The following is a 12,851-nucleotide window of genomic DNA, read 5'->3' on the forward strand; positions in this document are numbered from 1 at the left end:
CAAGGCGCCGCTAGTCGACCGCGGCGCCGGTCTCTTTCGCGATCCGGGCCCACCGCGCCGTGTCGGCCGAGATGTAGTTCCTGAACTCTTCCGGCGAACTCGGCGCGACGTCGACGTTCAGGGCCTGGAAGCGGCGCTTGACCTCGGGCTGCGCGAGGACCTTGGCGATACCGGCATTGAGCCGGGCCACGATGGCCGGGGGCGTTCCCGCGGGCGCCACGACGCCCAGCCAGGACTTGCTGTCGTAGCCCGGCACGCCGGCCTGGGCGATGGGGGGCAGCTCGGGACGCGCGGCCGAGGGCTTGGCGTTGGTCAGGCCCAGGGCCTTGAGTCGGCCCGCCTGGATGAACGGGTCCGCCGCGGCGAGATCGGCGAACATCATCTGCACGTTGCCCGTCATGACGTCGTTCAGCCCCGGCACGGTGCCCTTGTACGGGACGTGGGTGATGCTGACGTGGGCCATCTGCTTGAAATGTTCCGCACCGAGATGATTCGAGGTGCCGGCGCCGGCGGAGGCATAGTTGAGCTGTCCGGGATGTTTTTGCGCGTAGCGGATGAGCTCGCCCACGCTGCCGACGGGCAGTGAGGGGGAGACGACCAGGACCTGCGGCACCTCGGCCACCAGCGAGATCGGCGTGAAATCCCGCTCGGGGTCGTACTTCACCCGTCCCTTGGGATAGACGCTGGGCGCGATGGTCAGGGACGACGCCGCCATCATCAGCGTGTAGCCGTCCGCGTCGGCGCGCTGCACGTACTCGGATGCGAGCAGCGTACCGGCTCCGGGACGGTTCTCCACGATCACGGGCTGGCCCAGGGAGTCCTTGAGGCGTTCCGCCAGTACGCGGCTCATGATGTCGGCGATGCCGCCACTGGTGAAGGGGACCACCAGATGCAGCGGCCGGGTGGGATAGGGGGTCGCCTCGGCTGCCGAGACCAACGCCGGGGCGAAGAGAAGCAGGCGGGCGAAGGCCCGCGGCAAGCGCGCATGCATGGTGTGTCTCCGTTCTGATTATGGGGTCGGCCGCCGGCCGGGCCGGCGGCCTGGCGGCGGCGCCGGATGCCTGGGTCAGGCCGCCAGTTTCTCTTTCTCGCGCGCGGCCGATTCGGCCTGGCTCAGGAAGGATTCGATCGCCGCGATGGCCTGCACCGGCGTTTCGATCGAGGGGTAGTGGCCGGCGTCGGCCAGGACCGTCAGGCTGCTGTCGCGGTACCAGCGCAGGCTGGTTTCCCGCGCGGACTTCTCGCTCGCGGCGGGGTCGTGCGCGCCCACGATGGCATGGAAGGGTACGGTGCTGCCGTCGACCTCGCGATGGATGTCGGTGGCGGCCGCGTCCGCGGCATAGGCGGCGAAGGCTTCGGGCTTCATCGCGTTCCAGGAGGCCTCGGCCAGTTGGCGGACCTGCGCGGCGCCATGGCGCTTGCCCGTGCCGTTGTCGATGATGGCCGCGCGCTTGGACAGGTCGTGCGCGGCTTCGCTCATCAGGCGCCGGTGGGCGGGATCGCGGGAGGCGCCCTGGGCGTTCAGTCCGGCCAGCGAGACGATGGAGCGGATGCGCCGCGGCGCGGCTACCGCCAGCATCTGCGCGGCCAGCGCGCCCATCGAATGGCCGAGCACGTGGGCATGCGTCCAGCCCAGGTAGTCCAGCAGGCGGATGGCGTCGATGACGACTTCGCGCAGGTGGCACAGGCCGGGCAGGGCCCGCGAGGCGCCGTAGCCGCGGTAGTCCATGACGACGTACTGGCATGCGTCGCCGTCTGCCATCGCAAGCATGGGCTCCAGCGGCCGGGCGCCGAACAGGCCCGGCAGGACCAGCACTTTCCGGGGGCCGGTGCCGAAGGTGGTGAATGTATTCATGGCGGCGTGTTCCAGAGTGGGGAGCGAGTTCGAGACGCAGCTCAGAGGTGGATGGGATCTGCCTTCTGCATGAAGGCCTTGAGCTCTTCGTGCGAGACGTCGAACTGCGGGGAGATCTTCAGGTCGGTGCCGAGTTCTTCCTCGGTCTCGTCCATCTTGAAGCCCAGCGACTTGGTGGCTTCGAACATCGCTCCGCCCGGGGTCCGCACGTAGGTGGATTCGAAGTAGCCGCGGTTCTTGCGGTCGGAGAAATCGGTGAAGCCCATGCCCTCGGTCTCGAGCTTGACGCGCATCTGCGTGTCGTAGTCCGGCACGTCGAAGGCCCCGTGGTGGACGATGCCCTCGGCCACCGTCCACGTGCCCTGCCGCAGGTCGGGCGCATGCAGGATGTCGATGCGCTTGCCGGCGCCACCCTCGGCCACCTCGTAGCGCGTGAACAGTCCGTCGGACAGCGTGCGGCGGAAGCTCCAGGCCGCGTGCATGAAGGTGTCCATGTCCTCCAGCTCGCGCACGGTCACGGTCCAGTTGTGGAAGCCGCGCACGGCGTACTGCTCGGGAACGTAGTCGGATTTCCAGGGCTTGCGCTGGTCGGTCGGGTCCTCGACCACTTCGAAATCGATGCCGGCATGGACCACGCGCAGGTATTTCTCGCCGAAGCGTTCCGACTCGCCGGCGATGGCGATGCCGTTGCGGCGGAAATGCTCGCGCCAGAAATCGAGCGAACCCGGGGGGACCGAATACGCGATCGCGGTGAACTGCCCCGAGCCCTTGCGGCCCACCAGTTCGGTGCGGCGCATGGGGAAGGTCGTCATGACCGTTCCGGGCGTGCCGTCGGCGTCGCTGAAGTACAAGTGATAGATGGGAATCTTGCCGTCGTAGAACAGCGTCTGCTTGATGAAGCGCTGCCCCATCACCTTTACGAAGAAATCCACATCGCCTTGCGCCGTGGCGGTGCACAGCGTGATGTGATGCAGGCCCTGTATCGAGCTAGAGCGTTCGGTCATGTCGTCTCCTGTGTGGTGCCGCGCCTCCTCACGACAGGCGCCGGGGCAGTATCCGGCAGCGCATCGCGGGGCACCATACCGGTTTCGCGATGCGCCGCATGCGAAATCGGCATACAAGCCCGGGTCGCCCGATGGGGCGCCGCATGCCGTTTTCGCATTGGATGCATAAGGGTTCCGTTATCGACCCGCTGGGGCCGGTGTCCCTACCATGTCCACCGGACATCAAGGGAGAGCCGTCATGCAAGGTCGCAGGAATCCGTCGGTAGGCATCGCCGCCTTCATCTATCGCAGCGCGCCCGCGCGCGTGGTGTTCGGGGAAGGGAGCCTGCGCCACCTGGGGCGCGAGCTGGAGATGTTGCGCATGAAGCGCCCGCTGATCCTGTGCACGCCGGAGCAGGCGGACGACGCGCGAGCCGTGGCCGCGGCCCTGGGCGAGGCGCAGCCGTCGGTGTTCGCCGAGGCGGTCATGCACGTGCCGGTGGCGGTGGTCGGGGCGGCGGTGGCCCGGGCTCGCGAATCGGATGCCGACGGCCTGGTCGCGCTGGGAGGAGGCTCGGCGACCGGCCTGGCGAAGGCCATGGCCCGGGAACTGCCGCTGCGCATCCTCGCCATTCCCACCACCTATGCCGGGTCGGAAATGACGTCCATCTACGGGCTGACCGATGGCGGGGAAAAGCGCACGGGCCGCGACGACCGGGTGTTGCCCGCCACCGTGCTGTACGACCCGGCGTTGACGCTGAGCCTGCCCGCGCCGCTGTCGGCCAGCAGCGGCCTGAACGCGGTCGCGCACTGTGTCGAGGCGCTGTACGCGGCGGACGGGAACCCCGTGGTGTCGCTCATGGCCGAGGAGGCGATCGGCGCCCTGGCGCGCGGGCTGCCCGAGGTGCTGCGCGATCCCGGCGCGCTGCCGGGGCGCGAGCGTTGCCTGTACGGCGCCTGGCTCGCGGGCATGGCGCTCAACGTGGTGTCGATGGCCTTGCATCACAAGCTGTGCCACGTGCTGGGAGGCAGCCTGAACCTTCCCCATGCCCAGACCCATGCCATCGTGCTGCCCTATGCGGCCGCCTACAACGCGCCGGCCGCTCCTGAAGCCATGGCGGCGATCCGCCGCGCGCTGGGCGCGCAGGACGCGGCCGCCGGCCTGCATGCGCTGGGCCGGGCGCTGGGGGTACCCAAGGGGCTCAGGGAACTGGGGGTGCGGGCGTCGCAGCTGGACCGGGTCGCGGACCTGGCGGCCAGCCAGCCCTATCCGAACCCGCGTCCGCTGGAGCGGACCGCGATCCGGGAACTGCTGCAGCAGGCCTACGAAGGCGACGCGCCGTTACCGGCGCAGTGAACGCGCCGGGCGGCGGTCATTCCGTCACGGGATGCACCGTCAGCCTGCGGTACTTGCTCATCAACTGGTCCCGGTCTTCCGGCCATTCGGGATTCAGCTCGATGCACTCGACCGGACAGACGACCTTGCACTGGGGCTCGTCGTGGTGCCCGACGCACTCGGTGCACCGGGCAGGGTCGATCTCATAGATCTCCGTGCCGAGGTAGATGGCATCGTTGGGGCACTCGGGCTCACAGACGTCGCAGTTGATGCATTCGTCGGTAATCAGCAGAGCCATGACAGGGACTTCCTTGCTGCTTGGGGAGCTCAGGCGCCGTCGCGGCCGCCCAGCTGCGTGACCTTGGCTTGCAGCCAGCGTTCGACGGACGGGAACACGAACTTGCTCACGTCGCCGCCCAATTGGGCGATCTCGCGCACGATGGTGCCCGAGATGAACTGGTACTGGTCGGACGGCGTCAGGAACATGGTTTCGACATCCGGCAGCAGGTATCGGTTCATTCCGGCCATCTGGAACTCGTACTCGAAGTCCGAGACGGCGCGCAGGCCGCGCACGATGACGCGGGCGTTCTGCTCGCGAACGAAGTCCTTGAGCAGGCCGGAAAAGCTGGCCACCTGGACGTTGGGGTAATGGCCCAGGATCTCGCGGGCGATCTCGACCCGTTCGCTGACGGTGAAGAAGGGGGCCTTGTTGCGGCTGACCGCCACGCCGACCACCACCTTGTCGAACAGCCCGGCCGCGCGGCGGACGAGATCCTCGTGGCCACGGGTCATCGGGTCGAAGGTGCCAGGGTATACGGCAATGATCATGCGTAGGCTCCGTATTTCTATTGATGGGCGTCAGCCTCTTCGGTCCCGGCCGGGGGGCGGGACGAATCGTCCGGCGCCTTCGGCGGCCGGCATCCGGTTTCCGGATGATGTGATTATTTCCTTATTTGCGCGGCGCAGCAAATTGGAAATGACGCGTATCGGACGTTTCCAGGCGCTACGCCGTTTCCGGCAGGGAACGCAGCAGGTGGAAATGTACCGCGCCGGCTTTGTCCTGCCGCAGCAATTCGGTGCCGGGCGGAGCCGCGATCGGCGCTTCTGCTTCAATATAAAGCATTCCACCGTTAGTAAGTGCTTGCAATGCCGACGGCAGGATACGGTCCAGCCAGTCCTGCCCGAACGGTGGATCCAGCAGCACGAGGTCGTAGCGGGCGGCCGCGCGCGCCAGGTAGCTGCGGGCATCGCCGGCCACGATGCTGACATTGCCGGCGCCCAGGCGCGCGCGCAGCTCCTCCAGGGAGGCCGCCGCGCGTCGGTCGGTCTCGACCAGCACCGCCTCGGCCACCCCACGGGAGGCGGCCTCGAAGCCCAGCGCGCCCGAACCGGCGAAGGCATCGAGCACGGTCTTGTCGGCGAATTCGCCGCCCCAGAGATGGTTGAGCCAGTTGAACAGCGTCTCGCGCACGCGATCCGGCGTGGGCCGCAGGTCGGGCAGGTCCAGGACGGGCAGCGGGGTGCGCTTGTAGCGGCCGCCGATGATGCGGACCTTGTGGGGGGCCGTGCGGTGGGAGCGGGCGGTGGAGGGGCGGGATGAGGACATGGCGATGGACCGGTAGAATCCCAGATTCTATACGCCGGCGGCCGCGAGTCCGCCGGGCGGGCCGCGGCCCGTTGTTCCGATGATGCCGCAGGCCGTTACAGCAGACAGGTTTCCATGTTCAGTTTCTTCAAGAAGAAGACCCCCACGCCTTCCCCCGAGCAGGACCGTGCCCAGGCGCCGGCCGCCGCGCCCGTTCCGCCGCCTGCCCAGGAGCCGCCCGTCCAGGAGCCGCCTGTCCAGGAGCCGGCGGCCCCTGACGTCGCGGCACCTGCCGCCGAACCCGTGGCACCGCCTTCCATGCCTGTCGAGCCGGTGGCGCCTGCCCCGGTCGAGCCCGCTCCCGCCCCGCCCTCGGCCCCCCAGGCGGCCGCGCCCGCCAAGTCGTCGTGGCTGGCACGCCTGAAGACCGGCCTGTCGCGCACCGGCCAGAGCCTGACCACGCTGTTCGTCGGCGTGAAGGTCGACGAGGACCTGTTCGAGGAGCTGGAAACCGCGTTGATCATGGCCGATACCGGCGTGGACGCGGCGCAGTCTCTGCTCAAGGGGCTGCGCGAGCGCGTGCGCCAGGAACGCATCGAGGACGGCGACGGGGTGCGCCGGGTCCTGCGCGAGCTGCTGGCCGAGCACCTGCGGCCGCTGGAGCGCCGCTTCGACCTGGACCGCCCCGCGCCCATCGTGACCATGATCGCGGGCGTGAACGGGGCCGGCAAGACCACGTCCATCGGCAAGCTGGCGCGCACCTTCCAGCAACAGGACCGCCGCGTGCTGCTGGCCGCGGGCGACACTTTCCGCGCCGCCGCGCGCGAGCAACTGGTGGAGTGGGGCCGCCGCAACGACGTCACGGTCATCGCCCAGGAAGGCGGGGACCCGGCCGCCGTCGCCTTCGACGCGGTCAAGTCCGGCCAGGCGCGCGGCATGGGCGTGGTGATGGTCGATACCGCCGGCCGCCTGCCCACGCAGCTGCACCTGATGGAAGAGGTCAAGAAGATCAAGCGCGTGATCGCCAAGGCCGACGCCTCGGCCCCGCACGAGGTGCTGCTGGTGATAGACGGCAACACGGGGCAGAACGCGCTGGCGCAAATCAAGGCCTTCGACCAGGCCCTGGGCCTGACCGGCCTGATCGTGACCAAGCTGGACGGCACCGCCAAGGGCGGCATCCTGGCCGCGGTGGCGGCCGGCGCGCAGGGCGTGCGGCCGGTGCCGGTGTACTGGATAGGCGTGGGCGAGGGGATCGACGACCTGCAGCCCTTCGTGGCGGACGAGTTCGCCGGGGCGCTGCTGGGGAATTGAACCCCGGCAATGAAAAAGCCCCCACGCTTGCCCGCTTCGCGGCGGCGCTGCCCCCCAAGGGGCGCTTTTCATCTTGGGACGGCCCGGCGATGAAAAAAGGGAATGCCGTCCTGAAAATTAATTCATTGGGTGGCGCGGGTCGGGCATATCTACACTTTGCTTTTCATGACGAAGCAGAGAGCCGGGTATGCAAGATTATGATACGACCTCCCCATGTCCCTTGCCGGAGGGGCACACGCTGGAAAGCCTGCTGGCGTCGCGCGTCGTCCGCAAGAGCAGCCTGGCCTACGATTGGGGGGTATTGAAATTCCAGGCCGATATCAATCCGAAATATTCGCGCGCGCAAATGCGATATATCGGATTCGGGGCCGCCGGGGCGACGGCGGATTCCAAAAGCCTGGATCCCGAGCATTTCACGTTCACGACCATGTTATTGCCGGCCGGCCATGAATTTCCCCCGCATCTGCATGTGGATGTGGAGGAAGTTTTCTACCTGACCCAGGGCAAGGCACGGTTCGTCATCGAGCATGACGGCATACGCGCCGAAACCAGCCTTCAGGAAGGGGACCTGATTTCGGTTCCGCCCGGGGTTTATCGATCCATCGTTTCCGAAACGGACGAGGAAAGCCGCTTCGTCGTCGTCATTGGCGCGCCGCGCCCGTTGCGCCCCACGTATCCGCCCGGCCACGAGTTGCACGGAAAGAAATAAGGCCGCGGCGCCGCTGCCCTCGAGGCAGCCTTGCGCGCCGGCGCGCTACAGGGCGGTGGCGGCCAGCAGCCATTCCCGCAGGCGTTCGATGGCGGGCGCGCCGCGCGCATATTCCTTGATCATCAGCACATACGAACCCCGCTTGACCAGCGGGACGTCGTGCACCTTGACCAGCCTGCCCGCGTTGAGGTCTTCCTGGACGACGAAATCGGGCAGGATGGCGATTCCCATTCCGGCAAGAGCCGCTTGCAGGCCCATGGTCAGCAGGGAATAAGTGGGACCCGGCCGTGCTCGGAGATCGGGCTGGGCAAGGCTTTCGAAATATTCCACCCAGCCCCCCGTGCTGGATCGCTGGTGCAGCAGCGGCAATACGGCAAGCGCCGCGATGCCGCGTTTGTCCGTGGTTTCCAGCAACGACGGGGCGCAGACGGGATAACCGCCGCCGCTGGCCAACCGGTCCAGCGTCCACCCCGGCTCGGCGTGCTCCCTGAAAATGATCAGCATATCGGCATGTACGCGCTTCATGTCGATCTGCCCGACATGGGTTTCCACGTCGATGATGATGTCGGGGTGCTGTTTTCCGAAATCCGCCAGACGCGGCAGCAGCCATTTGACGGCAAGCGTCGCCTGGCTGGAAACGGTGACGTGCGCGTTCGTGTCGGTCGAGGTGCTCAGGCCGAGGGTGGCTTCCTCGATCTGGTTCAGCAAGGCCTCGATCTGCTCGACGTAGCGGCGGCCCTCCGGCGTCAGGGAAAGTTCACCCCGGTTTCTCTTGAATAGCGCCCGGCCGACGAACTCCTCCAGGTCCTTGATCTGCCTGCTGACCGCGCTCTGCGTCAGGAACAGTTCCTGGGCGGCGCGAGTGACGTTGCCCGTCCGGGCCACCGTGACCAGGGCTATCAGATTGATGGTGGAGGGCAGGTGACGGCCCAGGGAATATTTCATGCGAAAACGGAATGGTTTCTGCGAAAAAATCGCATGCGACGTGGATATTTCACGTCAGTATACTGATCCCGTCAATATTCAACAATGAATCCCGGAGCCGGAGTTTTATTTTCGGATTCGGCGGTCATGTAAATATCGGGAGTTGGCTTTGGAAAATAATACCCATGGAAAAATGGGAGAGATGGTATTTGTCGCCGCCGGAGATGTGTTCGTCAACCGGGATATTTTTCCCGATTCGGCGTTTCGGGATTTGCAGGAATTCATACGAGGCGCGGATGCCCGTTTCTGCAATCTGGAAACCACTTTCGCTTCGGCCGACGCCAGTCCCGCGGCCATCAGCGGCGGCACTTGGGCCCGCACTTCGGAAAATCACGCGAATATATTGACCGATTACGGATTCAATATCGTCGCCGCCGCCACCAATCACGCCCTGGATTTCGGCGAAAGAGGCCTGCTGGATACGATCGGGGCGTTGCGGAAGGCCGGCCTGGCCCACGCGGGACTCGGGACCGATCTTGCCCAGGCAAGCAAGGCCTGTTTCGTGGAGACCGCCGCCGGGAGGGTGGGGCTGATCTCGATGGCGTCCACCTTCCATGAATCGGCCGCGGCGGGAGCGCAACGGATGGATATGCGAGGGCGCCCGGGCGTCAATCCGCTGCGCCATCGAACGGTTTACACCCTGCCTGCCGCGGAAATCGAATGCCTGCGATCGATCGCCCAGGCCACCGGCATCAACGACCACGATTCCCTGCGTATAAAGGAAGGTTTTTCCCTGGCCGCCGACGGGGTGGACCATGTGTTCGGAGGTATTGGTTTCAGGGCGGGCCCGGAGCCCGGTCCGGTCAGCCGGCCGGACGCCAGGGATATGGCCAGGACCCTGGCCGGAATACGAGACGCTCGGGCCCAGGCCGATTATGTGCTCGTCAGTATTCATTCCCATGAAATGCATCGCGGAAATAAATGCGCTCCGGCCGGATTTCTAAAAGAGGCCGCGCATGCATATATCGACGCGGGTGCGCACGCCATTTTGTGCCATGGCCCCCACGTGATGCGAGGGCTCGAAATATACAAGGGATGCCCTATTTTCTACAGCCTTGGAAATTTCATTTTCCAGAATGAAACCGTCGCGTCGCTGCCCAGCGATTTCTACGAGAACTACGGACTGGATGAGCGGGCGTCGCCCCAGGAAGCATTCGATGCGCGGTCGGACCAAGGCCGCAGGGGCCTGGCCACGAACCCCGACATCTGGAGAGCGGTGATGCCGCGCTGGACGATGAAGGAGGGGCAACTGGAAGCCCTGACCCTGCATCCGGTGACGCTGGGCCCGGGCCAGCCGCGATGGCGGCGGGGAACGCCGGCCCTGGTCCCTGACGAGGACATCCTGCGCGACTTCCAGAAGCTGTGCGAGCCCTATGGAACGAGGCTGCACATCGAAGACGGCATGGGCCGGCTGGTGATGTGAACGGTTGGGGCGGGAAGCAGGAAAAACAACACGTGCGACCGAGCACGGCGATGCAAGGACGAGAAGTTTCGGAGTCGTACCCACTGACTGGACCAAAGGGGATCATTGTGGATCGCAGAACTTTCATGCAGGCGGGATTGGGCATGGCAGGGGCCTCCCTGCTGGCTGCTCCCGTATTCGGGCAGCAACCGGGCGCGGAACTTACCTATATGACGCCCAGTACGCTGTCGCTCGCATACGCGCCCGAATTCTATGCGGACGTGGCCGGCATATACGAGCGCAACGGCGTACGGGTGCGCCTCGAGGTGGGCCGCGGCGGCGCCCAGGCTATCCAGTTGGTGGCGGGCAACCAGATCCACATCGGGCGGGCCGGCGGCGATGCCTACATGGCGGCCCGGGCGGCGGCCAATTCGGACGTCATCGCTTTCGGGACGATCGCGCAGACGTCACCCTTCCTGCTGGTTTCCGCGGCCAAGGCGCCGTTGCGCCGGGCCGAGGACCTGGAGGGGAAAGTGATCGGGCTGCCTTCGTTCGGCGGTACCGCCGAAGTCAGCCTGAACCTGATGCTGGCAAAGGCCCGCGTCGCGCCCGCCAGTGTCCGCAGGGAGAAGGTCGCCTACAGTCCGGCCACCTTCGGGCTGATCGAGGCGGGCAGGCTGCACGGCTTCTTCGCCAACACCAGCGCGGTGGCCCGCATGCAGGCCGAGCGCATGCCCATCCATGTGATGGACATCGACGATGACGTTCCCGGAAACGTATACGTGGCGCGCGAGGAAAACCTGAACCGGACGCCGGCGCCGTACATCGCCTTCACCCGCAGCGTCATGCAGGCGGCCCGCGAACTGGTCGCCATGGACGACAAGGCGTTGACCGAGGCGCTGGTCCGCATCCGGGCGAAGTACGACGTACCGGGGCTGGACAAGCTCGACGTGGCGCTCCAGGACGTCAAGGCCACCCGGCCGCTCTGGACCACGCATGGCGTGGACAAGGTCGTCCGCAACGACGAGCGGCAGTGGGAAGAGGGCCGCCGCCTGCTGGAAAGCGCCGGGGTCATCAAGGCATCTTCCCGGAACATGTACACCAACGACATCTGGAACAAGGCGGCAAAGTGAGCACCGGCACATCGGGCCAGGCCCTGGTCACATTCGAGGACGTCCACAAGTCCTTCCATACGGGCTCGGGGGAAACCGTCGCGCTGCAGGGGATCAGTCAGTCCATAGGGAAGGGCGAGTTCGTGGCGGTCATCGGCCCCTCGGGATGCGGCAAGTCCACCTTGCTGCGGCTGTTGTGCGGCCTGGAGCAGCCCACCCAGGGCCGCATCCGCTACAGCGGCGGCGGCGCCGTCGACTTCGGCGTGGCATTCCAGGAGCATCGCCTGCTTCCCTGGATGACGGTCGAGGACAACATCGCGCTCGCGGACCACATGACGGCGAAGTTCTCCAAGGCCAGCAGGGAGCGTGCGCGCGATCTGTGCGCGCTGGTGGGATTGAACGGCTTCGAGAAACGCATGCCGTCGGAGTTGTCCGGAGGCATGCGCCAACGCACCTCGTTCGCACGGGCGATGTACGCGGAGCCCGAGTTGCTGCTGCTGGACGAGCCCTTCGGGGCGCTGGACGCGCTGACGCGGGAAAAGATCATCGCCGACGCCGAACGCATCTGGCTGGAGCGCCGGTTCACGGCCTTCCTGATCACGCATTCGATCGACGAAGCGGTACAGCTGGCCGATCGCGTACTGGTTCTTTCTCCCAGGCCGGGCCGTGTCACGGCGGAAATCACCGTGGATCTGCCCCGGCCCCATGTCCGCGAGCGTTCCAACCCGCGCTACGTGCAGCTGTGCGATCAATTGCGCCGTCTCCTGGAGATATGAACCGTGAAGAAAACACTGATACAGGCGGCGTCGATCATCGTCTTCCTTGCCATCTGGAAATCGTACGTCGTGCTGTTCGAGGTGTCGCCGCTGGTGCTGCCGCCTCCCGAGGCTGTCCTGACCGCGCTGATCGTCCTGCTGCAGCAGCCGGATACCTACATGCACATGCGCACGACGCTTTTCGAATGCCTGGGCGGGTTCTGCATCGCGGTTGTGCTGGGGTCCGTCCTGGGCCAGGTGCTGGGCCGGGTGGCGATACTCGACACCATCTTCAAGCCTTTCATCGTGGGCCTGCAACTGACCCCCAAGGTGGCGTTGATCCCGCTGTTCATCCTGTGGTTCGGCTTCGGCATCGAATCGAAGATCGTGATCTCGGCCGTCATGGGTTTCTTCCCCGTTTTCTCCAACAGCTACCTGGGCGCGAAGTCGGTGGATAGCGGGTTGTCGGAGGTGTTCACGGTAGGCAAGGCGCTGGTGCGCAAGCGGTTCCGGCTGCTGGTCATCCCTTCGTCGCTGCCCTTCATCCTGACCGGCATGGAAATGGCGATCGTGCTGTCCATCATCGGCGCGGTGGTCTCCGAGTTCGTGGCCGGCTCCCGCGGGCTGGGCTATCTCGCCACCGTCAAGCTCCAGGAGATGCAGGTCGACACGCTGTTCGCCGTTGTCCTGCTGCTGGCGACGATCGGGTTTCTTCTCTATTTCTCCGTGGGATCGCTGCGCAAGATCCTCGTGCCGTGGCATGAGTCCGCCAAGCAACGGGCAAGCCTATGAGCGACATGATCGACGTGCAAGATATCA

At 66.1% G+C, this 12,851-nt stretch carries 14 protein-coding genes; 7 read left to right on the forward strand and 7 right to left on the reverse strand.

Features of this window, described 5'->3' with window-relative positions; all coding sequences use genetic code 11:
- Positions 1-10 precede the first annotated feature (10 nt).
- The 3 genes from WKR98_RS07120 to WKR98_RS07130 form a co-directional block, all read right to left on the reverse strand.
- The gene (locus tag WKR98_RS07120) at positions 11-991 is read right to left on the reverse strand and encodes a tripartite tricarboxylate transporter substrate binding protein (protein ID WP_341432478.1); all 981 of its coding nucleotides are present in this window, start codon (positions 989-991) and stop codon (positions 11-13) included.
- A 75-nt stretch (positions 992-1,066) separates the two neighbouring features.
- The gene (locus tag WKR98_RS07125; protein ID WP_341432479.1) at positions 1,067-1,855 is read right to left on the reverse strand and encodes an alpha/beta fold hydrolase; all 789 of its coding nucleotides are present in this window, start codon (positions 1,853-1,855) and stop codon (positions 1,067-1,069) included.
- Positions 1,856-1,896: 41 nt separating this feature from the next.
- Positions 1,897-2,859 carry a VOC family protein gene (locus WKR98_RS07130; protein WP_124687475.1) on the reverse strand — a complete coding sequence of 321 codons (963 nt, stop codon included), beginning with the start codon at positions 2,857-2,859 and terminating at the stop codon, positions 1,897-1,899.
- 238 nt (positions 2,860-3,097) lie between these two features.
- Here WKR98_RS07130 and WKR98_RS07135 point away from each other — a divergent pair, with 238 nt between their 5' ends.
- Positions 3,098-4,195 carry a maleylacetate reductase gene (locus WKR98_RS07135; RefSeq protein ID WP_341432480.1) on the forward strand — a complete coding sequence of 366 codons (1,098 nt, stop codon included), beginning with the start codon at positions 3,098-3,100 and terminating at the stop codon, positions 4,193-4,195.
- A gap of 16 nt (positions 4,196-4,211) precedes the next feature.
- On the opposite strand, the gene WKR98_RS07140 is transcribed toward WKR98_RS07135, so the two are convergent.
- The 3 genes from WKR98_RS07140 to rsmD form a co-directional block, all read right to left on the reverse strand.
- Positions 4,212-4,472, reverse strand: coding sequence for a YfhL family 4Fe-4S dicluster ferredoxin (locus WKR98_RS07140; RefSeq protein WP_124687476.1), 261 nt, complete (start codon positions 4,470-4,472; stop codon positions 4,212-4,214).
- Between the two features lie 29 nt (positions 4,473-4,501).
- Complete coding sequence (coaD, locus tag WKR98_RS07145) at positions 4,502-5,002, reverse strand: pantetheine-phosphate adenylyltransferase (RefSeq protein ID WP_124687477.1); 501 nt, start codon at positions 5,000-5,002, stop codon at positions 4,502-4,504.
- Between the two features lie 175 nt (positions 5,003-5,177).
- Positions 5,178-5,780, reverse strand: coding sequence for a 16S rRNA (guanine(966)-N(2))-methyltransferase RsmD (rsmD, locus tag WKR98_RS07150; RefSeq protein WP_124687478.1), 603 nt, complete (start codon positions 5,778-5,780; stop codon positions 5,178-5,180).
- A 114-nt stretch (positions 5,781-5,894) separates the two neighbouring features.
- On the opposite strand from rsmD, the gene ftsY reads away from it, so the two are divergent.
- Positions 5,895-7,070, forward strand: coding sequence for a signal recognition particle-docking protein FtsY (ftsY, locus tag WKR98_RS07155; protein WP_341432481.1), 1,176 nt, complete (start codon positions 5,895-5,897; stop codon positions 7,068-7,070).
- 187 nt (positions 7,071-7,257) lie between these two features.
- Positions 7,258-7,779 carry a cupin domain-containing protein gene (locus WKR98_RS07160; RefSeq protein ID WP_124687480.1) on the forward strand — a complete coding sequence of 174 codons (522 nt, stop codon included), beginning with the start codon at positions 7,258-7,260 and terminating at the stop codon, positions 7,777-7,779.
- Between the two features lie 45 nt (positions 7,780-7,824).
- On the opposite strand, the gene WKR98_RS07165 is transcribed toward WKR98_RS07160, so the two are convergent.
- Positions 7,825-8,724 carry a LysR substrate-binding domain-containing protein gene (locus WKR98_RS07165; RefSeq protein WP_124687481.1) on the reverse strand — a complete coding sequence of 300 codons (900 nt, stop codon included), beginning with the start codon at positions 8,722-8,724 and terminating at the stop codon, positions 7,825-7,827.
- Between the two features lie 148 nt (positions 8,725-8,872).
- Here WKR98_RS07165 and WKR98_RS07170 point away from each other — a divergent pair, with 148 nt between their 5' ends.
- From WKR98_RS07170 to WKR98_RS07185, 4 genes are all read left to right on the forward strand, one after another.
- Complete coding sequence (locus WKR98_RS07170) at positions 8,873-10,186, forward strand: CapA family protein (RefSeq protein ID WP_341432482.1); 1,314 nt, start codon at positions 8,873-8,875, stop codon at positions 10,184-10,186.
- Between the two features lie 143 nt (positions 10,187-10,329).
- A complete protein-coding gene (locus WKR98_RS07175) occupies positions 10,330-11,298 on the forward strand; it encodes an ABC transporter substrate-binding protein (RefSeq protein WP_161567664.1) in 969 nt (322 codons plus the stop codon).
- Positions 11,295-12,053 carry an ABC transporter ATP-binding protein gene (locus tag WKR98_RS07180; RefSeq protein ID WP_202865580.1) on the forward strand — a complete coding sequence of 253 codons (759 nt, stop codon included), beginning with the start codon at positions 11,295-11,297 and terminating at the stop codon, positions 12,051-12,053. Before WKR98_RS07175 ends, WKR98_RS07180 begins: the two co-directional genes overlap by 4 nt.
- Before the next feature lie 3 nt (positions 12,054-12,056).
- Positions 12,057-12,824, forward strand: coding sequence for an ABC transporter permease (locus WKR98_RS07185; protein WP_124687484.1), 768 nt, complete (start codon positions 12,057-12,059; stop codon positions 12,822-12,824).
- Positions 12,825-12,851 lie beyond the last annotated feature (27 nt).

This window comes from Pigmentiphaga sp. YJ18 (assembly GCF_038066655.1).
Classification (GTDB): domain Bacteria; phylum Pseudomonadota; class Gammaproteobacteria; order Burkholderiales; family Burkholderiaceae_B; genus Pigmentiphaga.

Bases quoted from the DNA above. Each gene is read 5' to 3' on its own strand.
- WKR98_RS07165 (WP_124687481.1), bottom strand. From the start codon at position 8,724: ATGAAATATTCCCTGGGCCGTCACCTGCCCTCCACCATCAATCTGATA.
- WKR98_RS07160 (WP_124687480.1), top strand. From the start codon at position 7,258: ATGCAAGATTATGATACGACCTCCCCATGTCCCTTGCCGGAGGGGCAC.
- WKR98_RS07120 (WP_341432478.1), bottom strand. From the start codon at position 991: ATGCATGCGCGCTTGCCGCGGGCCTTCGCCCGCCTGCTTCTCTTCGCC.
- WKR98_RS07140 (WP_124687476.1), bottom strand. From the start codon at position 4,472: ATGGCTCTGCTGATTACCGACGAATGCATCAACTGCGACGTCTGTGAG.
- WKR98_RS07135 (WP_341432480.1), top strand. From the start codon at position 3,098: ATGCAAGGTCGCAGGAATCCGTCGGTAGGCATCGCCGCCTTCATCTAT.
- WKR98_RS07175 (WP_161567664.1), top strand. From the start codon at position 10,330: ATGGCAGGGGCCTCCCTGCTGGCTGCTCCCGTATTCGGGCAGCAACCG.
- ftsY (WP_341432481.1), top strand. From the start codon at position 5,895: ATGTTCAGTTTCTTCAAGAAGAAGACCCCCACGCCTTCCCCCGAGCAG.
- coaD (WP_124687477.1), bottom strand. From the start codon at position 5,002: ATGATCATTGCCGTATACCCTGGCACCTTCGACCCGATGACCCGTGGC.
- WKR98_RS07125 (WP_341432479.1), bottom strand. From the start codon at position 1,855: ATGAATACATTCACCACCTTCGGCACCGGCCCCCGGAAAGTGCTGGTC.
- WKR98_RS07130 (WP_124687475.1), bottom strand. From the start codon at position 2,859: ATGACCGAACGCTCTAGCTCGATACAGGGCCTGCATCACATCACGCTG.
- rsmD (WP_124687478.1), bottom strand. From the start codon at position 5,780: ATGTCCTCATCCCGCCCCTCCACCGCCCGCTCCCACCGCACGGCCCCC.